The 22,905-nt window shown below is 63.5% G+C and carries 22 protein-coding genes; 6 read left to right on the top strand and 16 right to left on the bottom strand.

Going from position 1 to position 22,905, the window contains the following annotated elements; translation table 11 throughout:
* Window positions 1-38: 38 nt before the first annotated feature.
* The 4 genes from ACFW0B_RS11740 to ACFW0B_RS11755 are packed head-to-tail and all read right to left on the bottom strand — an operon-like array spanning window position 39 to window position 3,070.
* Complete coding sequence (locus tag ACFW0B_RS11740) at window positions 39-776, bottom strand: S-methyl-5'-thioinosine phosphorylase (RefSeq protein ID WP_449148243.1); 738 nt, start codon at window positions 774-776, stop codon at window positions 39-41.
* A 9-nt stretch (window positions 777-785) separates the two neighbouring features.
* A complete protein-coding gene (nagZ, locus tag ACFW0B_RS11745; protein WP_449148245.1) occupies window positions 786-1,784 on the bottom strand; it encodes a beta-N-acetylhexosaminidase in 999 nt (332 codons plus the stop codon).
* Between the two features lie 9 nt (window positions 1,785-1,793).
* Window positions 1,794-2,318, bottom strand: coding sequence for a L,D-transpeptidase family protein (locus tag ACFW0B_RS11750; protein ID WP_449148247.1), 525 nt, complete (start codon window positions 2,316-2,318; stop codon window positions 1,794-1,796).
* Window positions 2,319-2,362: 44 nt separating this feature from the next.
* Window positions 2,363-3,070 (bottom strand): TetR/AcrR family transcriptional regulator, encoded by a 708-nt coding sequence (locus tag ACFW0B_RS11755; RefSeq protein ID WP_449148249.1) that lies wholly within the window; start codon window positions 3,068-3,070, stop codon window positions 2,363-2,365.
* Window positions 3,071-3,292: 222 nt separating this feature from the next.
* Between ACFW0B_RS11755 and lexA the strand changes: the two genes are divergently transcribed.
* Window positions 3,293-3,907 (top strand): transcriptional repressor LexA, encoded by a 615-nt coding sequence (lexA, locus tag ACFW0B_RS11760; RefSeq protein ID WP_449148251.1) that lies wholly within the window; start codon window positions 3,293-3,295, stop codon window positions 3,905-3,907.
* A gap of 10 nt (window positions 3,908-3,917) precedes the next feature.
* On the top strand, window positions 3,918-4,391 hold the full coding sequence (gene sulA / locus ACFW0B_RS11765) for an SOS-induced cell division inhibitor SulA (RefSeq protein ID WP_449148253.1): 474 nt from the start codon (window positions 3,918-3,920) through the stop codon (window positions 4,389-4,391).
* Between the two features lie 80 nt (window positions 4,392-4,471).
* Here sulA and ACFW0B_RS11770 read toward each other — a convergent pair whose 3' ends face one another.
* From ACFW0B_RS11770 to fadB, 6 genes are all read right to left on the bottom strand, one after another.
* A complete protein-coding gene (locus ACFW0B_RS11770; RefSeq protein WP_151133013.1) occupies window positions 4,472-4,705 on the bottom strand; it encodes a hypothetical protein in 234 nt (77 codons plus the stop codon).
* 70 nt (window positions 4,706-4,775) lie between these two features.
* A complete protein-coding gene (locus ACFW0B_RS11775) occupies window positions 4,776-5,294 on the bottom strand; it encodes a DUF6586 family protein (RefSeq protein ID WP_449148255.1) in 519 nt (172 codons plus the stop codon).
* A 66-nt stretch (window positions 5,295-5,360) separates the two neighbouring features.
* On the bottom strand, window positions 5,361-7,967 hold the full coding sequence (topA, locus tag ACFW0B_RS11780; protein WP_449148257.1) for a type I DNA topoisomerase: 2,607 nt from the start codon (window positions 7,965-7,967) through the stop codon (window positions 5,361-5,363).
* Between the two features lie 116 nt (window positions 7,968-8,083).
* Entirely contained in the window at window positions 8,084-8,320 is a 237-nt protein-coding gene (locus ACFW0B_RS11785; RefSeq protein ID WP_449148259.1) for a DUF1653 domain-containing protein, read from the bottom strand.
* A gap of 173 nt (window positions 8,321-8,493) precedes the next feature.
* Window positions 8,494-9,669 carry an acetyl-CoA C-acyltransferase FadA gene (gene fadA, locus ACFW0B_RS11790; RefSeq protein WP_449148261.1) on the bottom strand — a complete coding sequence of 392 codons (1,176 nt, stop codon included), beginning with the start codon at window positions 9,667-9,669 and terminating at the stop codon, window positions 8,494-8,496.
* Between the two features lie 19 nt (window positions 9,670-9,688).
* A complete protein-coding gene (gene fadB / locus ACFW0B_RS11795) occupies window positions 9,689-11,836 on the bottom strand; it encodes a fatty acid oxidation complex subunit alpha FadB (protein WP_449148263.1) in 2,148 nt (715 codons plus the stop codon).
* Window positions 11,837-12,310: 474 nt separating this feature from the next.
* Here fadB and ACFW0B_RS11800 point away from each other — a divergent pair, with 474 nt between their 5' ends.
* Window positions 12,311-13,117, top strand: a complete 807-nt coding sequence (locus tag ACFW0B_RS11800) for a hypothetical protein (protein ID WP_449148265.1) — start codon at window positions 12,311-12,313, stop codon at window positions 13,115-13,117.
* 44 nt (window positions 13,118-13,161) lie between these two features.
* Here ACFW0B_RS11800 and ACFW0B_RS11805 read toward each other — a convergent pair whose 3' ends face one another.
* Entirely contained in the window at window positions 13,162-13,596 is a 435-nt protein-coding gene (locus ACFW0B_RS11805) for a hypothetical protein (RefSeq protein WP_449148267.1), read from the bottom strand.
* 87 nt (window positions 13,597-13,683) lie between these two features.
* Here ACFW0B_RS11805 and ACFW0B_RS11810 point away from each other — a divergent pair, with 87 nt between their 5' ends.
* Window positions 13,684-14,124 (top strand): universal stress protein, encoded by a 441-nt coding sequence (locus ACFW0B_RS11810; RefSeq protein WP_449148269.1) that lies wholly within the window; start codon window positions 13,684-13,686, stop codon window positions 14,122-14,124.
* 27 nt (window positions 14,125-14,151) lie between these two features.
* On the opposite strand, the gene ACFW0B_RS11815 is transcribed toward ACFW0B_RS11810, so the two are convergent.
* A complete protein-coding gene (locus ACFW0B_RS11815) occupies window positions 14,152-14,838 on the bottom strand; it encodes a DUF6901 family protein (RefSeq protein WP_449148271.1) in 687 nt (228 codons plus the stop codon).
* Between the two features lie 20 nt (window positions 14,839-14,858).
* Window positions 14,859-16,760, bottom strand: coding sequence for an ATP-binding cassette domain-containing protein (locus tag ACFW0B_RS11820; RefSeq protein WP_449148273.1), 1,902 nt, complete (start codon window positions 16,758-16,760; stop codon window positions 14,859-14,861).
* Window positions 16,761-16,944: 184 nt separating this feature from the next.
* Here ACFW0B_RS11820 and ACFW0B_RS11825 point away from each other — a divergent pair, with 184 nt between their 5' ends.
* The gene (locus tag ACFW0B_RS11825; RefSeq protein WP_449148275.1) at window positions 16,945-18,879 is read left to right on the top strand and encodes a transglycosylase SLT domain-containing protein; all 1,935 of its coding nucleotides are present in this window, start codon (window positions 16,945-16,947) and stop codon (window positions 18,877-18,879) included.
* A 143-nt stretch (window positions 18,880-19,022) separates the two neighbouring features.
* On the opposite strand, the gene ACFW0B_RS11830 is transcribed toward ACFW0B_RS11825, so the two are convergent.
* The 3 genes from ACFW0B_RS11830 to yegS all read right to left on the bottom strand — a co-directional run bounded on the left by ACFW0B_RS11830 (window position 19,023) and on the right by yegS (window position 21,853).
* Window positions 19,023-19,826: an MOSC domain-containing protein gene (locus ACFW0B_RS11830; protein WP_449148277.1), complete on the bottom strand. Its 804-nt coding sequence runs from the start codon at window positions 19,824-19,826 to the stop codon at window positions 19,023-19,025.
* A gap of 68 nt (window positions 19,827-19,894) precedes the next feature.
* A complete protein-coding gene (locus ACFW0B_RS11835; protein ID WP_449148279.1) occupies window positions 19,895-20,821 on the bottom strand; it encodes a chemotaxis protein CheV in 927 nt (308 codons plus the stop codon).
* Window positions 20,822-20,953: 132 nt separating this feature from the next.
* Window positions 20,954-21,853, bottom strand: coding sequence for a lipid kinase YegS (gene yegS, locus ACFW0B_RS11840; RefSeq protein ID WP_449148281.1), 900 nt, complete (start codon window positions 21,851-21,853; stop codon window positions 20,954-20,956).
* 208 nt (window positions 21,854-22,061) lie between these two features.
* On the opposite strand from yegS, the gene ACFW0B_RS11845 reads away from it, so the two are divergent.
* Window positions 22,062-22,760 carry a pirin family protein gene (locus ACFW0B_RS11845; protein WP_449148283.1) on the top strand — a complete coding sequence of 233 codons (699 nt, stop codon included), beginning with the start codon at window positions 22,062-22,064 and terminating at the stop codon, window positions 22,758-22,760.
* Window positions 22,761-22,905: the final 145 nt, after the last annotated feature.

Raw genomic sequence — 22,905 nt, forward strand, 5'->3', positions numbered from 1 at the left:
GTGCGCCGCGCACGGCGCACCCTGCGCATGGAGGGGCCTTAAGCCTTCAGCACGTGGGCCAGGACGCTGCGCACCTTGCCGATGCCCTCGGCCAGGGCGGCCTCGATCTCGGCCATGGTGATGATGCCTTCGGACTTGCCGGCGGCCGGATTGACCACCAGCGACAGGCAGGCATAAGGCAGGTTCAGCTCACGCGCCAGCGCCGCCTCGGGCATGCCGGTCATGCCGACGATGTCGCAGCCGTCGCGCTCCAGGCGGGCGATCTCCGCCACGGTTTCCAGGCGCGGCCCCTGGGTGCAGCCATAGACGCCAAAATCACTGTGCGGGATGTCGCAGGCGTTCAGGGCCGCCAGCAGCCGGGCGCGCAGCGCCTCGTCATAGGGGTGGCTGAAGTCGATATGGGTGACGTGATCCAGGTCACCCTCGAAGAAGGTGCCGATGCGCCCATGGGTGTAGTCGATCAGTTGATGCGGCACAACCAGGTGCCCGCTGCCCATGGCCGGATGGATGCCGCCTACCGCGTTCACCGCGATCACCGCCTCGGCACCGGCACGCCTGAGGGCCCAGAGGTTCGCGCGGTAGTTCACCTGGTGCGGCGGAATCCGGTGCGGATGTCCGTGACGGGCCAGGAACAGCACGTCATGCCCGGCGTACTCGCCATGGACGATACCTGCCGACGGCGCGCCGTAGGGCGTTTCGGGGTTGAGCAGGGCTTTCATGCTCAGGCCTTCGAGCTGGGTCAGGCCTGTTCCACCAATGATGGCGTAGACGGTCATGTCGGTTCCTCAATCGATCAACTGAGCATCGCGCAGGGCCGCAACGGCCTGCAGCCAGCGGGGATCCTGGCGGTATTCGGTGCCCGGGAAGGCACGGCGGCGCATCCGCGCCAGACTCGCCGGCGGCTTGGCGCCGAGGCGCTGCAGACGTTCCAGGGCCAGCTCGGCCGAAGCCCGGTCGTTGCACACCAGTCCCATGTCACAACCGGCGGTCAGCGCCGCTTCGATGCGCTCGGCGGCATCGCCCACCACGTGGGCGCCCGCCATGGAGAGGTCATCACTGAAGATGACGCCGGAGAAATTCAGCTCGCCACGGAGGATTTCCTGCAGCCAGCGCCGGGAGAAGCCGGCGGGCTGGTTGTCCACCTGCGGATAGATCACATGTGCCGGCATCATGCCATCCAGCTCGGCAGCCAGGCGGGCGAAGGGAATCAGGTCGCTCTGGCGGATCTGCTCCAGGCTGCGCTCGTCGCTGGGAATCGCTACATGGGAGTCGGCCTCCGCCCAGCCGTGGCCGGGAAAATGCTTGCCGGTCGCGGCCATGCCGGCCTGGCGCAGGCCGCGGATGAAGGCACCCGCCAGGCGCGTGGCGCGCTCCGGGTCACCTTCGAAGGCACGACTGCCGACTACCGCACTACGCTGGTGGTCGAGGTCCAGGACCGGGGCGAAGCTGATGTCCAGGCCTGCGGCGAGCACTTCGGTCGCCATCAGCCAGCCGCACTGCTCCGCCAGTTGCTCGGCGTTGTCGTTGTCCGCGAGGGCGCGCATGGCGGGCAGGCGCAGGAAACCCTGGCGCAGGCGCTGTACACGTCCGCCTTCCTGGTCGACCGCAAGGATCAGGTCGGGGCGGACCGCGCGGATGGAAGCACAAAGCTCACGCACCTGACGCGGGCTTTCGATGTTGCGGGCGAAGATGATCAGACCGGCGACTTCCGGCTGACGGAGGATCTGCCGATCCTCGGCGGTCAACCAGGTGCCGCCGATATCCAGCATCAGGGAACCTTGCATGGAAAATCCTTAAGAGAGTTGTGCCGCAGCCCAGTCCGGGCAAGGCGCTTCGTCTATGCGTACCGCACAGTGGACGGGCACGCGATCGAAGAGTTCCAGCACGTCGGCGTTGCGCAGACGAATGCAACCATGGGATAGCGGTACCCCCATGGGTTCAGTATCTGGCGTACCGTGCAGGTAGATATAGCGGCGGAAGCTGTCCACCTGGCCGAGGCGATTGCGGCCAGGCTCGCAACCGCTCAGCCAGAGGATGCGGGTGAGTATCCAGTCCCTTCCGGGAAATCGTTCGTGCAATTCGGCGTTCCAGACCTCACCGGTCCAGCGCCGCCCACGCAGAACAGCCCCCAGGGGCAAGCCGTCGCCAATTCGCGCACGGATCTGGTGCAATCCTCGGGGGGTGCAATTGGAGCCACTGGTTTCGCCCGCGCCATTCAGGGCGGTGGAAACAGGCATGCGCAGCACCAACTGCCCCTTGGCGAAGCCATAGAGCTGTTGGTCGGCGATGGAGATATGCAGGAAATCGAGGTTTTGCATGGGCCGCAAGCTTAGCCGATCAGCCAGTCTGCGCCCAAGTGGATTTAAGCCTTGGCGGGGGCGGCCGGTGCCTTGTTGCGCGGCTTGAGCACCGCGTTGGCCAACGCTTCGTCGGTGACTCCGGTTTCGGCGCGCATGCCGGCGGCCAGGAACGGCACCATCAGCCGCATCACCTGCTCGATGGAGGTGTTCACACCGAAGTCGTTTTCCGCCATCGCCCGCAGCGCCTTGATCCCCGACATGCTGAACGCCGCGGCGCCGAGCATGAAATGCACGCGCCAGAACAGCTCCAGCGGCGGCACCTTGGGCGCGGATTCGTTCACCAGCAGCATGTAGCGGCGGAAAACCTTGCCATACACCTCTTCGAGGTACTTGCGCAGGTGGCCCTGGCTCTGACTGAATGCGAGTCCGAGCAGACGCATGAAGATGGACAGGTCGTTACCGCTGCGGGGCTTTACTGCAAGGGCTTGCTCGACGAGCATTTCCAGCAGTTCTTCGAGGCTGGCCTTGCTCTCCGCCCTGGCTTGGCGGCGATCCAGCTCTCGTTCGAGGCTTTGGCAGAACGGACCGAGGAAACGCGAGAAGACCGCCTGGATCAGCGCCTTCTTCGAGCCGAAGTGATAGTTCACAGCTGCCAGGTTGACCCCGGCCTTGCTGGTGATCAGGCGCAACGAGGTTTCGGCGAAGCCCTTCTCCGCGAACAGCTGTTCCGCAGCATCCAGAATGCGTTCTACGGTTTCCGACTGGGCCATGGCTCCTCCGCCTGACAAACACTTGTTTGAAACATACGTTTCAGCCCGCCAACTTGTCAAGCCGTGCCCACCATTATCTGACGCAGTGGTCACTCATCGAGCCAGCGGATCTTCCCGACCATTGGTCGACCCTTGTCCTTACCCTCCCTGAAAAAGAAGCGTTGCCAAGGTCGGATCACTGTATATAATTCCAGTCACTGTATAAAAAGACAGAGCGCCACCATGCTGAAACTGACGCCACGCCAAGCCGAGATTCTCGCATTCATCAAGCGCTGCCTTGAAGACAACGGCTTCCCCCCGACCCGCGCGGAAATTGCCCAGGAACTCGGCTTCAAGTCCCCCAATGCCGCCGAAGAGCACCTCAAGGCCCTGGCCCGCAAGGGCGCAATCGAGATGACACCGGGCGCCTCCCGCGGCATTCGCATCCCCGGATTCGAACCCGGCCACAGCAACGAAGACGATGGCCTTCCGGTGATCGGCCGGGTCGCTGCCGGCGCGCCGATCCTGGCCCAACAGAACATCGAAGAATCCTGCCGCATCAACCCCGACTTCTTCCACCCTCGCGCCGACTATCTGCTGCGCGTTCGCGGCATGTCCATGAAGGATATCGGCATCTACGACGGCGACCTGCTGGCCGTACACAGCACCCGCGAAGCCCGCAATGGACAGGTAGTGGTTGCCCGCCTAGGCGAGGAAGTCACCGTCAAGCGCTTCAAGCGTGAAGGCGACAAGGTCTGGCTGATTGCCGAAAACCCCGAGTTCGCCCCCATAGAAGTGAACCTGGATGAACAGGACCTGGTGATCGAAGGTTTGAGTGTCGGCGTGATCCGCCGCTAAAGGAGGCGTTATGCAGTTCCCGCAGTCGCTTGGCCGGTCCCAGCTCCCACTGTTCCACGATGCCATCCTGGCCAATCCCGTGGTACCGATGCTGACCGATGTGGTCGAAGATCCGCTCCCGGAAGAGCCGGAAGCATTCAGCGAACTATCCCTGCGCGGCGCCACCGGGCACTGCCGGAACCTCCTGGCCTCGGTATTGCGGGAACTGAGCGAGGAGCAGGACGCGCGCTGGCTGACGCTGATCGGTGCTCCCGCCGGCCTGACCCGCGACTGGCTGCGCGAATCCGGACTCAATCGGGAACGCATCCTGATCCTGCAACCACGCGGTGAGCAAAGCGCCCTGGAACTGGCTTGCGAGGCCCTGCGACTGGGCCGTAGCCACACCGTCGTCAGCTGGTTGCGCCTGGGGCAGAAAGCCAGGCAACGACTGGCCCACGCCGCACGCCAAGGTGGCGCACAGAGCCTGAATATCCTGTTGGGTTGACTGAGCGTCGGGGCCTGGGAAGACCTGGGCCCTGTGACATCAGACGGCAACCGAATCAGCGGAAGATCCGGTTCCGGAGATCAATGCAGGACGCGCGGACCTTCGTGATGGTCCATATCACCTTCGGCCAGACGACCAGCCATCTGAACGCCAACATTCAGCATGGCCTTGGCAACTTCCAGATGGTGCCCCTGAAGGAACGCCTTGGCGTCAGCGGAGAAATCCAGCGTCACCAACGCTTCCTCGTCCTCGGCCCGGCGCAGGATGATGCGCCCGTCAGGCAATTCGACTATTTCCAGAAAGGACGTTGGCATAGGTTCATATCTCCACGAAAGCGGACATTGTACCAGCGAGCCGCCAGCACGCCCTAGCCCGTCGATCAAATCAGCACTCGCTGAGCGTTTCCCGGAAGCGCAAGGCGAGGGATTTGAGATTCTGCCTCCACGACTCAAGACACTCCCGCGACAGCGGCGGCGCATCCTCTTCCACGCTGACGGCAGTGATCAGCGGCAAGGTCGGATTGACCTTCGCCTGCCTGGGCGCCTGCGGCGGCTGGAACAGCGCGGAATAGGCTGCAAGGAGTTCAGCCAGCCAGGTTTCCCTCTGCTGGGCGAGCTCCACCAGTTCGGCCAACTCAGGGCTGGGGGCGGCCGCCAGCACGTCTTGCGTCAGCAGTGATTCGACGCGCGGAGCGTTGGCCTCCGGAAGACGGTAGTAACCAGCGATCTCATGGCACAAGCCGAGCAACGCACCGTAGAGATGGAAGAGCGATGCTTCCCGCGCGGATTGCACCAGCGCCTGAGCGTTCATCGCCCTGCTCTCTTCCGCCTTGCGCCAGGATTCCAGCGACAAGCCAGCGAAGAAGATCTTCTGGTTGGTGCGGGTATAAAGCTCGTGGGCCATGACGGCACCCTCCACAGGTGATTCAGGCAGTATATGCGCGCCCGGTGCCGGGCGCGCTGCAGTCGGTCAGCGCTTGTCTTCGACCTTCCACTTGCCGCCATCGAAGAATGCGCGCCAGCCGGTAGGCTTGCCGTCCACCTCGGTCTGCACGTACTGCTCCTTGGTCTTGCGACTGAAGCGAATCACCGCCGGACGACCCTCGGGGTCCTTCTTCGGCGCGTCGAGCAGGTAGTGATACTTCGCGTCCAGCTCATCCTTGTGCGGGATCAGCTCCTGCACCAGCGGCGCACGGGTTTCCCGGTTCTTCGGAAACTGGCTGGCAGCCAGGAACAGGCCAGATGCGCCGTCGCGCAGCACATAGATGTCGTCGACCTTCTCGCACTTCAGCTCCGGCATGCGGATCGGATCGATCTTCGGCGGCGCAGCCTCGCCGCTCTTCAGCAGCTTGCGGGTGTTCTTGCAACTGGCGTTGGTGCAGCCGAAGAACTTGCCGAAACGCCCGGTCTTGAGCTGCATCTCGCTGCCACACTTGTCGCACTCCAGGCTCGGACCTTCATAGCCCTTGATGCGGTATTGGCCCTGTTCGATCTCGTAACCCGAGCAATCCGGATTGTTGCCGCAGATATGCAATTTGCGGGTTTCATCCAGCAGATAGGCATCCATCGCAGTCGCGCAGATCGGGCAGCGATGCTTGCCACGCAACACGCGGGACTCCGATTCACCCTCGTCATCCGCGGCGATTTCGTCGCCCGGCACGAGGTTGATGGTGGCCTTGCAGCGCTCTTTCGGCGGCAGGCTGTAGCCCGAGCAACCGAGGAACACACCGGTCGAGGCGGTACGGATCATCATCGGACGGCTGCACTCGCGGCAGGGAATGTCGGTCAGCGTCGGTTGGTTGGCACGCATGCCCTTGTCGGTGCCTTCGGCCAGTTCCAGCTTCTTCTTGAAGTCGCCGTAGAACTCGTCGAGCAGATGCTTCCAGTCACGCTCGCCCTGGGCAACGTCGTCCAGGTGCTCTTCCATGCTGGCGGTGAAGCCGTAGTCCATCAGGTTGGCGAAGCTTTCATTCAGGCGTTCGGTAACGATGTCGCCCATCTTCTCGGCGTAGAAACGACGGTTGTGCACCGTGACGTAACCACGCTCCTGAATGGTGGAGATGATCGCCGCGTAAGTGGATGGACGGCCGATGCCGCGCTTTTCCAGCTCCTTGACCAGGCTGGCCTCGGAGTAGCGCGCCGGCGGCTTGGTGAAGTGCTGGCTGGGATCGAGCTTGAGCAGCTCAAGCAGTTCACCCTCGCTCATTTCCGGCAGGACGTCGTCCTCGCCCGGTTTGCTCTGCTGCGGCAGGACGCGGGTGTAACCGTCGAACTTGAGAATGCGGCCCTTGGCGCGCAGCTCGAACTTGCCGGCAGCAACGCTGACGCTGGTGGACAGGTACTCGGCCGGCGGCATCTGGCACGCCACGAACTGGCGCCAGATCAGATCGTATAGGCGCTCGGCATCACGTTCCATGCCGGACAGCTGGTTCGGCCGCAGATTGACGTCGGACGGACGGATCGCCTCGTGGGCCTCCTGGGCGCCTTCCTTGCTGGAATAGACGTTCGCCTTGGACGGCAGGTACTTCTGACCAAACTCGCCCTCGATGAAACCACGCACCATGGCAATGGCGTCGGCGGAGAGGTTGGTCGAGTCGGTACGCATATAGGTGATGTAGCCGGCCTCATAGAGGCGCTGAGCCATCATCATGGTCTTCTTCACCCCGAAGCCCAGGCGGTTGCTCGCGGCCTGCTGCAGGGTGGAGGTAATGAAGGGCGCGGACGGCCGGCTGGAGGTCGGCTTGTCCTCGCGCTTGGCCACGGTGTAGCTGGAAGCCTTGAGCTTCTCCAGGGCCGCCATGGCCTGGGCCTCGTTCAGCGGCTTGAAGGCTTCGCCATTCTCCCGGGCCACTTCGAAGCGGACCTTGGCGCCCTTCGCAGTGCCGAGGTCGGCATGCACTTCCCAGTACTCTTCGGGTACGAAGGCACGGATTTCGCGCTCGCGCTCCACCACCAGCTTCACCGCCACCGACTGCACACGGCCGGCGGACAGGCCACGGGCGATTTTCTGCCAGAGCAGCGGCGAGACCATGTAGCCCACCACGCGATCGAGGAAGCGGCGCGCCTGCTGGGCGTTGACGCGGTTGATGTCGAGCTCGCCGGGCTGGGAGAAGGCCTCCTGGATGGCCTTCTTGGTGATCTCGTTGAACACCACGCGCTTGTAGCGGCTGTCATCGCCACCGATAGATTCCCGCAGGTGCCAGGCGATGGCCTCCCCTTCGCGGTCCAAGTCGGTTGCGAGATAGATGGTGTCGGCATCCTTGGCCAGGCGGCGCAGTTCTTCGATCACCTTTTCCTTGCCGGGAAGGATCTCGTACTTCGCCTTCCAGCCATGATCGGGGTCGACGCCCATGCGCGCGACCAGTTGGCGCTTGGCCTTTTCCTTGGCGGACAGGGCCGGTGCTTCGCCGGCGGTCTTGCCGCGCTTGGCCGGTTCCTTGGCGGCACTGGCCGAACCGCTGGTGGGAAGGTCACGGATATGGCCGATGCTCGACTTCACCACGTACTGGTTGCCCAGGTACTTGTTGATGGTCTTGGCCTTGGCCGGGGATTCCACGATGACCAGCGATTTGCCCATGGATCGGTGTGTTCCTGAATGAAATATGTAAAAGGCGGGAGCCGCCTGTCGCGGCACCGCTATATATAGTGGCCGGCGCAACGCGGTCAAGCGCGCGCCTGGCTGCCCCAAGCCCCTCAGGGCTGTGGGAACGGGTCCGGTTCGGCACTCACCAGAGCGAAGCGCGCAATCTGCTCGCCGTCCACCTGAACCGTTTCGGTGAACATGCTGAGCGGACGCACCCAGAGGCCGTATTCGCCGTAGAGCGCCTGGTAGACCACCAGCTCCTCCTCCGTCTCGGAATGCCGCGCAATGCCGATGACCCGGTACTGCTGACCCTTGTAGTGACGATAGAGACCCGGTTGCAGGCTCATGGTTGCCTCACTGTGATGAATGCAGGCTATCCCGCAAAGGTTGCGCATGGTGCCGTGTGATTCGGCATGAAGCCAGCCCTTGCATGAAAATTCCTACGAAGTATCTCCACATAAAAGCAAAAACCGGGGCACGGGGCCCCGGTTTCTTCATCTGTCTTGCGCGCCCGGAAGACTCACACGCGCTCGAAGATGGTGGTGATGCCCTGGCCGAGGCCCACGCACATGGTGGACAGGCCGAAGGTACCGCCGTTCTGCTTCATCACGTTCAGCAAGGTGCCGGAGATACGGGCACCGGAGCAGCCGAACGGGTGACCCAGGGCGATGGCGCCGCCGTGCAGGTTGACCTTCTGGTCCATCTTGTCGAGGAGCTTGAGGTCCTTCAGCACCGGCAGGGCCTGGGCGGCGAAGGCTTCGTTGAGCTCGACGAAGTCTATGTCATCCATGGTCAGGCCGGCACGCTTGAGCGCCTTCTTGGTGGACGGCACCGGGCCGTAACCCATGATCGCCGGATCGACGCCGGCAACCGCCATCGCACGCACAACGGCCATCGGCTGGATGCCCAGGTCCAGGGCACGCTGGGCGCTCATCACGATCATGCAGGAAGCGCCATCGGTGATCTGCGAGGACGTACCTGCAGTCACGGTGCCGCCTTTCGGGTTGAACGCCGGCTTGAGGCCGGCCAGGCTTTCCAGCGTCGTCTCCGGACGAATGGTTTCGTCGAAGTCGAACACTTTCAGGAAGCCGTTCTCGTCGTAGCCCTGCATCGGGATGATTTCATCCTTGAACTTGCCTTCGACGGTGGCCTTGTGGGCCAGCTGGTGCGAACGCACGCCGAACTGGTCCTGGGCTTCGCGGCTGATGCCATGCATCTTGCCGAGCATTTCGGCGGTCAGGCCCATCATGCCGGACGCCTTGGCGGCATACAGGGACATGTGCGGGTTCGGGTCGACGCCGTGCATCATGCCAACGTGGCCCATGTGCTCCACGCCACCCACCACGAACACGTCGCCGTTACCGGTCTGGATGGCCTGCACGGCAGTGTGCAGGGCGCTCATGGAGGAGCCGCACAGACGGCTGACGGTCTGGCCGGCACTGCTGTGGGGGATCTGGGTCATCAGCGACGCCATGCGTGCGATGTTCCAGCCCTGCTCCAGGGTCTGGTTCACGCAGCCCCAGATCACATCCTCGACTTCCGCCGGGTCGACCTTGGTGTTGCGCTCCAGCAGTTTGCTGATCAGGTGTGCCGACATGTCTTCGGCACGGGTGTTGCGGTGCATGCCACCCTTGGAGCGACCCATCGGGGTGCGGCCGAAGTCGACAATGACTGCATCTCTAGGATTCAGGCTCATATTCTTCACTCTCGCTCAATTAGCCGAAAAACTTCTGGCCGTTCTTGGCCATTTCGCGAAGCTTGGCGGTCGGGTGGTACAGCGCGCCCAGGTCAGCGTACTTGTCGGCGATTGCCACGAACTCGGCCACGCCGATGCTGTCGATGTAACGCAGCGCACCACCACGGAAGGGCGGGAAGCCGATGCCGTAGATCAGGCCCATGTCGGCCTCGGCAGCGGTCGATACGATGCCGTCTTCCAGGCAGCGTACGGTTTCCAGGCACAGCGGGATCATCATGAAGTTGATGATGTCTTCGTCGGTCAGCTCACGCTGTTCCTTGACGATCGGCTTCAGCACTTCGTAGGCGACCGGGTCGGAGACCTTCTTCGGCTTGCCGCGCTTGTCCATTTCGTAGGCGTAGAAGCCCTTGCCGTTCTTCTGGCCCAGGCGGTTGGCTTCGTACATCACGTCGACGGCAGTCTTGCCTTCGACAGCCATGCGATCCGGGAAGCCTTCAGCCATTACATCGCGACCGTGGTGGCCGGTGTCGATGCCGACCACGTCGGACAGGTAGGCCGGGCCCATGGGCCAGCCGAACTTCTCCATGATCTTGTCGATGCGGACGAAGTCGACGCCCAGTTCCAGCAGCTTGGCGAAGCCACCGAAGTACGGGAACAGCACGCGGTTCACCAGGAAGCCGGGGCAGTCGTTCACCACGATCGGGTTCTTGCCCATCTTCTTGGCGTAGGCAACGGTGGTGGCAACCGCCACATCGCTGGACTTCTCGCCGCGGATCACTTCCACCAGCGGCATCATGTGCACCGGGTTGAAGAAGTGCATGCCGACGAAGTTCTCCGGACGCTTCAGGGCCTGCGCCAGGTAGCTGATGGAGATGGTGGAGGTGTTGGAAGCAATGATGGCGTCTTCACGAACGTGACCTTCCACTTCAGCCAGCACGGCGTGCTTGACCTTCGGGTTCTCGACCACGGCCTCAACCACGATGTCGACGTCGCCGAAATCGCCATAGGACATGGTCGGACGGATCGCGTTCAGGGCTTCAGCCATCTGCTCGGGCTTCATGCGGCCCTTTTCGACGCGCTTGCCGAGCAGCTTGGAAGCTTCCTTCAGACCCATCTGGATACCCTCTTCGCGGATATCCTTCATCAGGATCGGAGTGCCCTTGGAGGCGGACTGGTAGGCGATGCCGCCCCCCATGATGCCAGCACCGAGCACGGCAGCCAGTTTCACGTCCCTGGCGGCTTCGTCGTACTGCTTGCCTTTTTTCTTCAGCTCCTGGTCATTCAGGAACAGGCCGATCAGGCTGGTGGCAACCGAAGTCTTGGCCAGCTTCACGAAACCGGCGGCTTCGACTTCCAGCGCCTTGTCACGACCGAAGTTGGCCGCTTTCTGGATGGTCTTGATGGCTTCTACCGGGGCGGGGTAGTTCGGACCGGCCTGGCCAGCGACGAAGCCCTTGGCGGTCTCGAAAGCCATCATCTGTTCGATGGCATTGAGCTTGAGCTTTTCCAGCTTGGGCTGGCGCTTGGCCTTGAAGTCCAGCTCGCCGGAGATGGCGCGCTTGGCCAGGTCCAGGGCGGCAGCCTGCAGCAGCTCGGGAGTGACCACGGCGTCGACGGCGCCGACTTTCAGGGCGTCTTCGGCACGGTTTTCCTTGCCGGAGGCGATCCACTCGATGGCGTTATCGGTACCGATGATGCGCGGCAGGCGCACGGTACCGCCGAAGCCCGGGTAAATGCCCAGTTTGACTTCCGGCAGACCGATCTTGGCTGCGGTGCTCATCACGCGGTAATCGGCTGCCAGACACATTTCCAGGCCGCCACCCAGGGCGATGCCGTTGATGGCTGCAACAGTGGGGACTTCGAGGTCTTCGAAGGCGCTGAAGATCTTGTTGGCTTCGAGGTTGCCGGCAACCAGTTCTTCGTCGGGCAGCCGGAAGTTGTCGACGAATTCGGTGATATCGGCGCCGACGATGAAGACGTCCTTGCCGCTGCTGACAATCACGCCCTTGACCGAAGCATCGGCCTTGATGGCTGCGACTGCATCACGCAGTTCGTTCAGGGTGAGACGGTTGAACTTGTTGACGGACTCACCCTTGAGGTCGAATTTCAGTTCGACGATACCGCCCTCAAGAGCCTTAACCGTGATGGCTTTACCTTCGTAAATCATCAACTGATCTCCACGGTTTGGGAAACTGGACTGTACGCATCGGAGCCAACCGGTGGACTCGCCTCCCGGCGCAGCCGGAGCATAGTCCCGATCGGTAGGGCGCACCCGCCGATACGATATTCGGGCTGTATGGCTAGAATCACCGCACAAGACAAACGCTTGATTCATACGCCCGTTTGATTTGGGTGAGCGGAGATTCAGGGAAAAGTCGGCGCTTGTCAATCTCGCAACGTGACCGCCCGGCCACGTTCGAAACGCCCTGCCAATGGCCTCGCGCCCCATCTGGCGAGATGGGCGGCAGAAATTCACGCGGGTGATCGCGACCTATCACGATCGCCACTGATTGGCGCAAATGCCCTCGGCAGGCCGCTGGCAAATTGCCTGCCCCACGCGTACATTCGAGCCACTCGAGCCGCCAGAATTCGAGCGCCAGAACAACAACAATCAAGGCCAATGGACCACGGAGACGCCCCCATGACGAGCCGCCTGCTTGCCATTCTGCTGGGTACCCTGCTCACCCTTCCCGTTTTCGCCTCCACTCAGACCTCCCCGGCGGACAGCCTCCTCAAGCTGCACCAGATGCGCCTGGCAGCCCAGCGCAGTCTCGGCGACTTCTATATGTACAACAGCATGGAAGGCGACCAGCGCTACGCGCGCCTGATCGATGAGTCGGTGCAGCGAGCGGATGCCCTCCTGAAGGAGCTGGGCGAGATGCCGGGCGAAACCTCGAAAGTCCTGCGCACCCAGCTGGCGCAGGAATGGCAGAGCTACAACGGCGAACTGACCGGCTTGGTCAGCACGCTCAAGCAGCAGGGCTTTACCGACCTGCAACCGATAGCCGACCTGACCGCCCGCAACAAGCGCCTTTTGGACCTCGCCAGCGAGCTCTACGCCAACATCCAGCAGGAGGGCGCATTCCAGGTCCCACCCCTGACCCAGCGCAGCCGCGACCAGAGCCTGCTGATGCAGACCATCGCCGTGGATTACGCCTCGCGCAGCGCTTCCATCGGCGGCAGCTTCATGGGGGGCAGCGGCGGCAAGGCCATCGACGAACTGGCCGGTGACTTCGCCACCCGGCTGGCCAGCCTGGAACAGGCGCCGCAGAACACGCCGGAAATCCGCCGGGCGCTGGATGGCATCAGCACCAAATGGCGCTATATCGAAAAATCACTGAAGAACTACAACGAGAACAGCGTTCCGTTCCTCATTAACAAGTACTCGGACCGCATCATCGAAGGTCTTGAGGACGTCTCCGCGCGCTACGCGGCAGTCCAGAGCTGAACCGCCGGCACCCGGCGCGGCGCCGACAACGTTGCGCCCAACCTTCAGGCCAGGGCCTTCAGCGCGTCGGCGATGCGCTGCAGGTCTTCGGCCGTGCCCCGCTCGCCCCAGTAGAGAGCGACCATCTGCGCACTGGCTTCCACCTTGTAGACATCCTTCGGCAAGCCCGCCAGATGGGCCAGCACCGCTGCGTCCTCGCAAGGCTCGCGCCACTGGTTCAGCCACTTGCCGGGCTCGCTCTGCCAGTAACACCAGGCCTCGCGCCCGCGCAGGCGTGGCCGATGATATTGGGCGCAGGAATGCGGCGGTTCCTGGACCAGCCAGTGGGGCCACTCCTGGCGCGACAGCTGCATGGCCAGCCCCATTCGCCGCGCCTGCATGCGCAGCTCCATGCGGCCTCGCTGCCCCTTCGAAGGCACCAGCCAGACCAGCGGGCTGAGCACTACCAGAAGGAGCAACATGACAATCCAGAAAGTCATAAAGGTTATCTCCGCGCAAAAGCCTGTGTTAAACGTTCCGGACAGCCATACTTGTGAATATGTGAAATCTTAAGGAGGAGTCACCCCATGCCCTACCAGCACATTCTGGTCGCCGTCGACCTTACCGATGAATGCCATCCGGTCGTGCGTCGTGCCCAGGCGCTGGCCCAGGCCAACAAGGCCAAGCTGTCGCTGGTGCACATAGTCGAACCGATGGCCATGGCCTTCGGCGGCGATGTACCCATGGACCTCTCCATGCTGCAGCAACAGCAATTCGAACAGGCCCGCGAGCGCCTGCAGACCTTCGCCGGCGCTTACTCCGAACTCACTGCCGACCAGCGTCACCTGGCCTACGGCCAGCCCCGGCAGGAAATCCACCGTCTGGCCGAGGAACAGGGTTGCGACCTGATCGTGGTCGGCAGCCATGGCCGCCATGGCCTCGCCCTGCTGCTCGGCTCCACCGCCAATGACGTTCTCCACGGCGCACCCTGCGACGTGCTGGCAGTGCGCCTGAAGAAACCTGAATAAATAGAAGCGAAGCGCCGGGCGCGGGCTTCAATCGAAGCCTTCGCCCGCGCTCATCAGCAGGGGCCGGATCTTCTGCAACTGGGTTTCCAGCGAGTAGGTCATGCTGGAAGCCATGGAGAAGAAGGTCAGGAAGGCCTTGAGATTGGAATCGCCTTCGCAGGTATCGTGGATGCGCTGCCAGAAGGCCTGGTTCACCAGCTGCAACTGCTGGAACAAGCGCACCAGCCCCTTCAGCTCCCAGTCCGCGTGGCGCCCCTCCCGGAGATTGAAGTACTGCCGGGCAAGGTAGAGCGAAACCGCCCGCAGGATGAACTCCTGATTGCTGGCGAACGGCAGATGCTGCTGCGCCATCGGCTTGAGCTTGCCCAGCACCGGGCAGGCGCTGGTCGCCATGATCACCCCGAGCAGGGCACGCAAGCCCTCTTCCAGGCCCGCCACCTTGGCGTATTCGCGTTCCGGCGTACGCACCCAAACCTGAACCTTCCTGAAAGCCGGCAGCCCCTGGAAATCCTCGATCACACGGTGCAGGTCGACCGCGGCCGGACAGTGGCTGTACGCATCCTTGCTGAGCGGGCAGTTGCTGCACTGCTGGTGCTCCAGGCGCGTCCACTTCGGCGCGGCGCTCGCACGCTCCGCGTCGTAAACGCGCTCCAGCTCGATGCAGTAGCTGAACTCGTGCAGATCATCCAGGTTGATGCGGTATTCGATGGCCATGGGCGCTCCGGCTCACTTCCTCAACTGTCTTCCAGCTCCGCCCAACGCTCGATCAGGCGATCCAGTTCCTTCTGCATTTCGTCCATGCGCTCCAGCACCACGCAGGTCTGCTCCGCAGGGCGCTGATAGAAGGCCGGATCGGAAACCTCCGCCTGCACCTTCGCCAGTTCCTCCTCCAGGGCCTCGATCTGCCCGGGAATGGCCTCCAGCTCACGTTGCAGCTTGTAGCTCAGCTTCTTCCTGGGCGCCTCGACCGCGACAGGAGCAGGCTCCGCCGCCTTGGGCGCCTCGACCTTTGCCTCACGGGTTTCACCCACGCCAAGAAGACGCGGCGAGCCGCCTTGGCGCAGCCAGTCCTGGTAGCCGCCGACGTACTCGCGAACGCGGCCCTGCCCTTCGAACACCAGCGTGCTGGTGACCACGTTGTCGAGGAAGGCCCGGTCGTGGCTGACCATCAGCACGGTGCCCGGGAAGTTCAGCAGCACCTCTTCGAGCAGTTCCAGGGTTTCCACGTCCAGGTCGTTGGTCGGCTCGTCCAGCACCAGCAGGTTGGCCGGCTTGCTGAACAGCTTGGCGAGCAACAGTCGTGCCCGTTCGCCACCGGACAACGCCTTCACTGGCGTGCGGGCGCGCTGCGGGCTGAACAGGAAGTCCCCCAGATAGCTCAGCACGTGGCGGCTCTGGCCATCGATGGTGATGAAATCGCGGCCTTCGGAGAGGTTATCGATGACGGTTTTTTCCAAATCCAGCTGGTGACGCAACTGGTCGAAATACGCCACTTCGAGGCGAGTGCCGATCTCGATGCTGCCGCTGGTGGGCTGGAGGTCACCCAAGAGCAGCTTGAGCAGCGTGGTCTTGCCGGTACCGTTGGCACCCAGCAGGCCGATTCGGTCGGAGCGCTGCACCACCAGGTTGAAATCGCGGATCAGCGGCTCACCGCCCGGATGGGCGAAGCTGACATTCTCCGCCACGATCACCTGCTTGCCGGACTTCTCCGCGGCTTCCAGTTGGATAGTCGCCTTGCCCTGGCGCTCACGGCGCTCGGAACGCTCGACACGCATCGCCTTGAGCGCACGCACCCGGCCTTCGTTGCGGGTACGGCGGGCCTTGATGCCCTGGCGAATCCAGACTTCCTCCTGGGCCAGGCGCTTGTCGAACAGGGCGTTGGCCGTCTCTTCCGCCGCCAACTGCTGTTCCTTGTGCACCAGGAAGCTGGCGTAGTCGCCGTTCCAGTCGATCAGGTTGCCGCGATCCAGTTCGAGGATGCGGGTGGCCAGGTTCTGCAGGAAGGAACGGTCGTGGGTGATGAACAGCACCGCGCCGTTGAAGCTCAGCAGGGCTTCCTCCAGCCAGGCGATGGCGCCGATGTCCAGATGGTTGGTGGGCTCGTCGAGCAGCAGCAGGTCGGGCTCGGCCACCAGGGCCTGGGCCAGCAGGACACGCCGGCGCCAACCACCGGAAAGCTCAGCCAGGGTCTTGTCCGCCGGCAACTGCAGACGACTCAGGGTGCTCTCCACCAGCTGCTGCAAGCGCCAGCCGTCGCGAGCTTCGAGATCCTGCTGGACCCGCGCCAGGCGCGTCAGGTCATTCTCATCATTGATATGCAGGCTCAGGTGGTGATACTCGGCCAGCAGTTTGCCGACCTCCGCCAGCCCTTCTGCTACCACATCGAACACCGTGCGTTCGTCGGCGGGCGGCAGTTCCTGCGGCAACTCGCCGATCTTCAGCGCCGGCGCCTTCCAGATCTCGCCGTCATCGGCGAACTGGTCGCCCTTGACCAGGCGCAGCAGGCTGGACTTGCCGGTACCGTTGCGTCCGATGATGCACACGCGCTCGCCCCGGGCGATCTGCCAGGACACCTTATCCAGCAGCGGCATGGCGCCGTAGGCGAGGGATACGTCGGTGAACTTGAGCAGTGTCATTGCGGGGCCTCCAGGATCAGGGCGCGCATTCTACCCGACTTGCCGCACCGTCTCTCGGGCATTTTTTACCGCCGACTCCACCTGCTGGCGCAATGCTTTAACCGCCCCTGCCTAAAGGCTAAGCTAAGCGCTATTCGATGCCCCGCAGGGGCATTCACAACGTTTTGTCTGCTCCGGAAGTGTCATGCGCGGTCGTCTGCTCAGCCTGTTTTCCTGCTTGTTCCTCTCCACCGTCGGCCTGCACGCTGCCGAGGCCTACGCGGCCCCTCTCGCCCAGCAGCGCCAGATGTACGACGAGGCCAAGCGCGCCCTCGCCAAGGGCGATTCCGGCCCCTACCGGCGCTATGCCAACGCCCTGCGCGACTACCCGCTGGAGCCCTACCTGGCGTACGACGAACTGACCGCCCGTCTGAAATGGGCGAGCAACGAGGAGATCGAAAAATTCCTTGCCGAGCATGGCGACCTGCCCCAGGCCGGCTGGATGAAATTGCGCTGGCTGCGCTGGCTGGCCGAGCGCGGCGAATGGCAGACCTTCGCCAACTACTACGACCCCCAGCTCAACTTCACCGAGCTGGATTGCCTGTTCGGCCAGTATCAGCTCAAGCACGGGATGAAGCAGGAAGGCTATGCCACCGCCAGGAAGCTCTGGCTGGTGGGCAAGTCCCAGCCCGACGCCTGCGACGTGCTGTTCGGCATGTGGAGCGCCGAAGGCCAGCTGACCGAGGAGCTGCGCTGGAAGCGTGCCAAGCTGGCCGCCGAAGCGCGCAATTACGGCCTGGCCAAGCACCTGGTGAAAGCCATGCCGCGCCTGAGTGCCACGGGCAATCTCATGGTGGAAGTGGCACAGAAGCCCCAGTTGCTGAGCCAGACCGCCCGTTTTGCCCCCGCCGACCGCCACATGGCTGACGCCGTGGGTCTCGGCCTGCGCCGGCTGGCCCGCCAGGATCCGGAAAAGGCGCTGGGCCTGCTGGATGTCTATGCCGCCCGCCTGCCCTTCTCCAACGAAGAAAAGGTCGCCATCGCCCGCGAAATCGGCCTGACCCTGGCCAAGCGTTTCGATTCCCGCGCGCTCAAGGTCATGACCCAGTACGACCCCGAGCTGCGCGACAACACCGTCAGCGAATGGCGCGCGCGCCTGCTGCTGCGCCTTGGCCGCTGGGACGACGCCTACCAGCTGACCCGGCAGATGCCCGAAGACCTGGCCAAGACCAACCGCTGGCGTTACTGGCAGGCCCGCAGCCTGCAACTGGCCCAGCCGCAGAGCCAGCAGCCGATCCCCCTCTACCAGCCGGTCGCCCGTGAACGTGATTTCTACGGTTTCCTTGCCGCCGATCGCATCCAGACGCCTTATCAACTGAACAACAAGCCGCTGGCGATCGACCCGAAGGTCATGCAGAAGGTGCGCAACACGGCGGGCATCCGCCGTGCGCTGGAATTCCACGACCGTGGCGAGATCGTCAACGGTCGTCGCGAGTGGTACCACGTCAGCCGCCTGTTCGACCGCGACGAACTGGTCGCCCAGGCCAAGATCGCCTACGACCTGCAATGGTATTTCCCAGCCATTCGCACCATCAGCCAGGCCCAGTACTGGGATGACTTGGACATCCGCTTCCCCATGGCCTACCGCTCGACCCTGACCCAGCAGGCGAAAGTCCGCGGCCTGCACTCGAGCTGGGTGTTCGCCATCACCCGCCAGGAAAGCGCCTTCATGTCCGATGCGCGCTCCGGCGTCGGCGCCATGGGCCTGATGCAGCTGATGCCGGGCACTGCCAAGGAAACCGCGCGCAAGTTCGGCATTCCGCTGGCCTCGCCGAACCAGGCCCTCAATCCCAACGTCAACATCCAGCTCGGCGCAGCCTACCTGAGCCAGGTCCACGGCCAGTTCAACGGCAACCGGGTACTCGCCTCGGCCGCCTACAACGCAGGCCCCGGCCGCGTACGCCAGTGGCTGAAAGGCGCCAATCACCTGTCGTTCGACGTCTGGGTGGAAACCATTCCCTTCGATGAAACCCGCCAATACGTGCAGAACGTGCTGTCCTACTCGGTGATCTACGGCCACAAGCTGAACGCGCCGCAGCCCTTGGTGGACTGGCACGAGCGCTATTTCGACGATCAGTGACATGAATGAAAAAGGGCGCGAATTGCGCCCTTTCTCGTGATGCCCGCCAGTTCCGTAGCCCAGATGAAATCCGGGGAAAATTCGCCCGCCGCTCCCGGAATTCATCCGGACTACGGTATGTCAGTTCGCCTCGCGCCGAGCCGCTACTCCAGCACCTCGACTTCCATTCCCACTTCCAGCACGCCCGTGCCGCGGTTGATCAGGTTCTGCCCGAAGTACACCTCGCCTTCCTGCTCGCGGTAGGTCTTGAGCGTGGTCAGCGGCTCGCGGTCGGCGCTGCGTTCGCCGGTAGCCGGGTCGATGGTGGTCAGGATGCAGCGGCTGCAGCCCTTGGCCACACTGAACTCGATGCCGCCGATGCGGATGCGCTTCCAGCCGTCCTCGGCATAGGCCTCGCTGCCCTCCACCACCAGGTTCGGACGGAAACGCAGCATTTCCAGCGGCCGCCCTACCCGCTTGCTGAGATCGTCCAGCGAAGCCTGACCGATCAGCAGCAGCGGATAGCCATCGGCAAACCCCACCTTCTCCTCGGGCAGCAGGCTGCCGGGAATATCCCGCGCGCGGTGATCCGGCACATGGACCAGACGGCAGGCCTTGCCGAGGAAACCGCTGAGCCATTGCGCCGCCTCGTCGCCAGCGTCGGGCACAAGCATCGGCGCGCCCCAGACGAAGGTGCCGCGCAGGTTGGCGTCGGGCTCCGGCAGCGGCACCTCCAGGGTGGGCAGGCCGGCGGCACTCAAGGTCAGGCCACCGGCTGCGTTCCAGCGCGCCGAGAGCTGGGACATGCGGGAAAAGGCGCGCTGGGTCAGGAATCGGCCGTTTTCCGCATCCACCAGCATCCAGCGCCGATCACCCGCCAGGCCCAGGCCATCGAGCCGGGCCTGCTGGAGAGGTTCGCCGATGGCGGATTTCACAGGGAAACGATAGAGGGACGAGAGACGCAACATGGCCAGCTTCCTGATCGGCGTTCGAGCGAAGTGCCCGTTATACGCAGCCGGCCCCGGTCAGCTCAAGCTCATCGATCCCGCTGAAGGCGATCCAGCACCACGTCCACCAGCTTGTCGGGCTGGAACTTTGAGAGGAAGTTGTCGCAGCCGACCTTTTTCACCATGGCCTCGTTGAAACTGCCCGACAGCGAGGTGTGCAGCACCACGTAGAGATCGCGCAGGCGCGGATCGTTGCGGATCTCGGTGGTCAGGCGATAGCCGTCCATCTCCGGCATTTCCGCATCGGTGAAGACCATGAGCAGTTTCTCGGTCATGACTTCGCCACTGTCGGCCCAGGCCTTCAGCATTTTCAGCGCCTTCAGGCCATCGCTGGCCGTGTGCATGCGCATGCCGAGCTGCGACAGGGTTTCGCGCAGCTGGGTCAGTGCCACGCTGGAGTCGTCCACCAGCAGCACCTCGCGTCCGACGGCCATCTGCAGCAGCGGGTCATCCAGGCGCTCCGCGGAAACGCGGGTGCTCATGGGCACGATCTCGGCCAGGACCTTCTCTACGTCGATGATCTCGACGATCTGCTCGTCCACCCTGGTGATGGCCGTCAGGTAGTGCTGGCGGCCGGCACTGCCGGGTGGCGGCAGGATGGATTCCCAGTTGAGGTTGAGGATGCGGTCCACACCGCCCACCAGGAACGCCTGCACCGAGCGGTTGTACTCGGTCACGATGATGGTGCTGCGTTCATCCGGCACCAGCGGGCGCATGCCGATGGCCTGGGACAGGTCGATCACCGGCAGGGTCTGGCCGCGCAGGTTGACCACGCCGCACACCACCGGATGGCGCTGCGGAATCAGGGTCAGCTTCGGCAACTGCAGGACTTCCTGCACCTTGAACACGTTGATGGCGAAGAGCTGACGGCCGCTCAGGCGGAACATGAGGATTTCCAGCCGGTTCTCACCCACGAGCTGGGTGCGTTGATCGACGGTGTCGAGAATACCGGCCATGGAACTTCCTCTGCTGCGAATACGACGGTGGGCAGGACTGTCTTGCAGCTTTTCGGCAAGGAACCGGAAAACTGAAGATATAGCACTGCGCCATCATGCAGCAGCCGACTCCATGACACCAGCGTGCTGGCGCTAAGCGGGCAGCCGCAATGGGGAATGTTCCGGAAGATGAACCCGCAGCGCGCCTGCTCGCGCGGAGATGCGCAGGCGCACGCTCTCCAGCGGCTCGCCATCGAGGTTCAGGTCCAGCCCCTCCGGCGCTTCCACGTCCACCCATGGCAGGCGCGCGCTGACCGAAATCGATTCCAGGCCCAGGATGCCGCCGGAGAGCAGCGTGGTCAGCGTGCCCACCACGTCCTGCGGCGCCGGGATGATGCAGAGGTCCAGCAGACCATCGTCCACAGTGGCTTGCGGACACAGCGGATGCCCGCCGCCCGCCTGGCGTCCATTGCCGATACCCAGGGCAAGAAACTCCCCTTCCCAGGCGAAGTCCGGACCACGGAAACGGCCGAACGCCGAATGCACATCGGAGAAGCGGCTCAGCCCGGTGAGGAAATAAGCCGCACCGCCCAGGACCTTCTTCAGGTCTTCCGGCGTGTTGGCGGTGATCCCGGAGCCGAAGCCGCCGGTGACCATGTTGAGGAACAGATGCCCATCAGCATCCCCCATATCGATTGCGCGCGGCGCCACGTCCAGCAACGCCAGGGCGCCCTGCGGCTCCAGCGGAACGCCGGCCGCCCGCGCAAAATCATTGGCCGTGCCCAGCGGCAACAGCGCCAGGCTGGCGTCGCTGCCGGCCTGGACCATGGCTTCGGCCACGTCGCGCAGGGTGCCGTCGCCACCACCGGCGATCAGCGTCCGATACCCCTCAGCCAGGGCTTCCTCCACCAGCCGCCGGGCGTCGCCGCCTTCCCAGGTCAGCCGCACCGCAAGTTCCCAGCCCGCAGCGCGGCGTGCCTGCACGGCCGCCCGCACCTCATCGTTGGAGGCCTGCTTGCCATGCAGGATCAGCAAGGCCTTGTGCTCGACCATGATCACCTCCGCCACACCGCAATCGCCGGAGTATAGGACCGCCAACTCCCCGCACCGTTGCTGCCAAGGGCCATCTCGCCAACAAACAAATCTATTTATTCGATTAAAACACCGGACAGATTGCGCTTTTAACCAGATAATTATTGATCAATCATGCCACCCATTCCTCCCGGAGAACTCCCTCCGCGAGCAGACAGGAGATCCGAACATGATCGAAGTACGCCCCTTCGCCGAACTGGGTGGTGCCAACCACGGTTGGCTCAACGCGCACCATCACTTCTCCTTCGCCGGCTACTACGACAACCTGCGGATGAACTGGGGCCAGCTGCGCGTGTGGAACGACGACGAGATCGCGCCCCACTCCGGCTTCCCGCCGCATCCGCACCAGGACATGGAAATCATCACCTACGTCCGCGAAGGTGCCATCACCCACCAGGACAACCTGGGAAACAAGGGTCGCACCGTAGCTGGCGATGTGCAGGTGATGAGCGCGGGCACCGGTATCGCCCACAGCGAATACAACCTGGAGGATGAAACCACCCGGATCTTCCAGATCTGGATCATGCCCACCGAGTACGGCGCGGAGCCGTCATGGGGCACCCGTCCGTTCCCGAAAGGCGAGCGCGCCGGCAGCTTCGTGACCCTGGCCAGCGGCATCGACGAAAGCAGCGATGCCCTGCATATCCGCGCCAACGCCCGGCTCGTCGCCGCCACCCTGAAGGCCGGCCAGAGCGCCGAGTACCGTCTGGAGAATGGTCGCAAGGCCTACGTGGTGGCCGCCAAGGGCCGCTACGAGGTGAACGGCATCGCCGCCGAAGCCCGTGACGGCGTGGCGGTGCGGGATGAGGAAGTGCTCAGCTTCACCGCCAGCGAGGACAGCGAGATCGTCCTGGTGGATGTGGCCTGATCCGGCAATTTCCCCTGTGGTCCGCGAACTCATTCGCGAAAGCAGGCCGCAGGACTGCCTTGGGAATTCCGGCCGATCCGGCTGCCCTCTCCCCAACCCTCTCCCGAAGGGAGAGGGTGCTATCCGTGCAAGCCTCCAGGCGGGT

Source organism: Metapseudomonas phytobenefica, assembly GCF_043392685.1.
In the GTDB taxonomy this organism is placed as follows: domain Bacteria; phylum Pseudomonadota; class Gammaproteobacteria; order Pseudomonadales; family Pseudomonadaceae; genus Metapseudomonas.

Coding starts and splice junctions, on each gene's coding strand:
- fadA (WP_449148261.1), bottom strand. CDS start 9,669: ATGAGCCTGAATCCTAGAGATGCAGTCATTGTCGACTTCGGCCGCACC.
- ACFW0B_RS11820 (WP_449148273.1), bottom strand. CDS start 16,760: ATGACACTGCTCAAGTTCACCGACGTATCCCTCGCCTACGGCGCCATG.
- ACFW0B_RS11785 (WP_449148259.1), bottom strand. CDS start 8,320: ATGAGCCTGCAACCGGGTCTCTATCGTCACTACAAGGGTCAGCAGTAC.
- ACFW0B_RS11835 (WP_449148279.1), bottom strand. CDS start 20,821: ATGGCCGGTATTCTCGACACCGTCGATCAACGCACCCAGCTCGTGGGT.
- ACFW0B_RS11825 (WP_449148275.1), top strand. CDS start 16,945: ATGCGCGGTCGTCTGCTCAGCCTGTTTTCCTGCTTGTTCCTCTCCACC.
- ACFW0B_RS11800 (WP_449148265.1), top strand. CDS start 12,311: ATGACGAGCCGCCTGCTTGCCATTCTGCTGGGTACCCTGCTCACCCTT.
- ACFW0B_RS11845 (WP_449148283.1), top strand. CDS start 22,062: ATGATCGAAGTACGCCCCTTCGCCGAACTGGGTGGTGCCAACCACGGT.
- nagZ (WP_449148245.1), bottom strand. CDS start 1,784: ATGCAAGGTTCCCTGATGCTGGATATCGGCGGCACCTGGTTGACCGCC.
- ACFW0B_RS11805 (WP_449148267.1), bottom strand. CDS start 13,596: ATGACTTTCTGGATTGTCATGTTGCTCCTTCTGGTAGTGCTCAGCCCG.
- ACFW0B_RS11770 (WP_151133013.1), bottom strand. CDS start 4,705: ATGCCAACGTCCTTTCTGGAAATAGTCGAATTGCCTGACGGGCGCATC.
- ACFW0B_RS11810 (WP_449148269.1), top strand. CDS start 13,684: ATGCCCTACCAGCACATTCTGGTCGCCGTCGACCTTACCGATGAATGC.
- fadB (WP_449148263.1), bottom strand. CDS start 11,836: ATGATTTACGAAGGTAAAGCCATCACGGTTAAGGCTCTTGAGGGCGGT.
- ACFW0B_RS11740 (WP_449148243.1), bottom strand. CDS start 776: ATGACCGTCTACGCCATCATTGGTGGAACAGGCCTGACCCAGCTCGAA.
- ACFW0B_RS11775 (WP_449148255.1), bottom strand. CDS start 5,294: ATGGCCCACGAGCTTTATACCCGCACCAACCAGAAGATCTTCTTCGCT.
- sulA (WP_449148253.1), top strand. CDS start 3,918: ATGCAGTTCCCGCAGTCGCTTGGCCGGTCCCAGCTCCCACTGTTCCAC.
- ACFW0B_RS11815 (WP_449148271.1), bottom strand. CDS start 14,838: ATGGCCATCGAATACCGCATCAACCTGGATGATCTGCACGAGTTCAGC.
- ACFW0B_RS11750 (WP_449148247.1), bottom strand. CDS start 2,318: ATGCAAAACCTCGATTTCCTGCATATCTCCATCGCCGACCAACAGCTC.
- ACFW0B_RS11755 (WP_449148249.1), bottom strand. CDS start 3,070: ATGGCCCAGTCGGAAACCGTAGAACGCATTCTGGATGCTGCGGAACAG.
- yegS (WP_449148281.1), bottom strand. CDS start 21,853: ATGGTCGAGCACAAGGCCTTGCTGATCCTGCATGGCAAGCAGGCCTCC.
- topA (WP_449148257.1), bottom strand. CDS start 7,967: ATGGGCAAATCGCTGGTCATCGTGGAATCCCCGGCCAAGGCCAAGACC.
- lexA (WP_449148251.1), top strand. CDS start 3,293: ATGCTGAAACTGACGCCACGCCAAGCCGAGATTCTCGCATTCATCAAG.
- ACFW0B_RS11830 (WP_449148277.1), bottom strand. CDS start 19,826: ATGTTGCGTCTCTCGTCCCTCTATCGTTTCCCTGTGAAATCCGCCATC.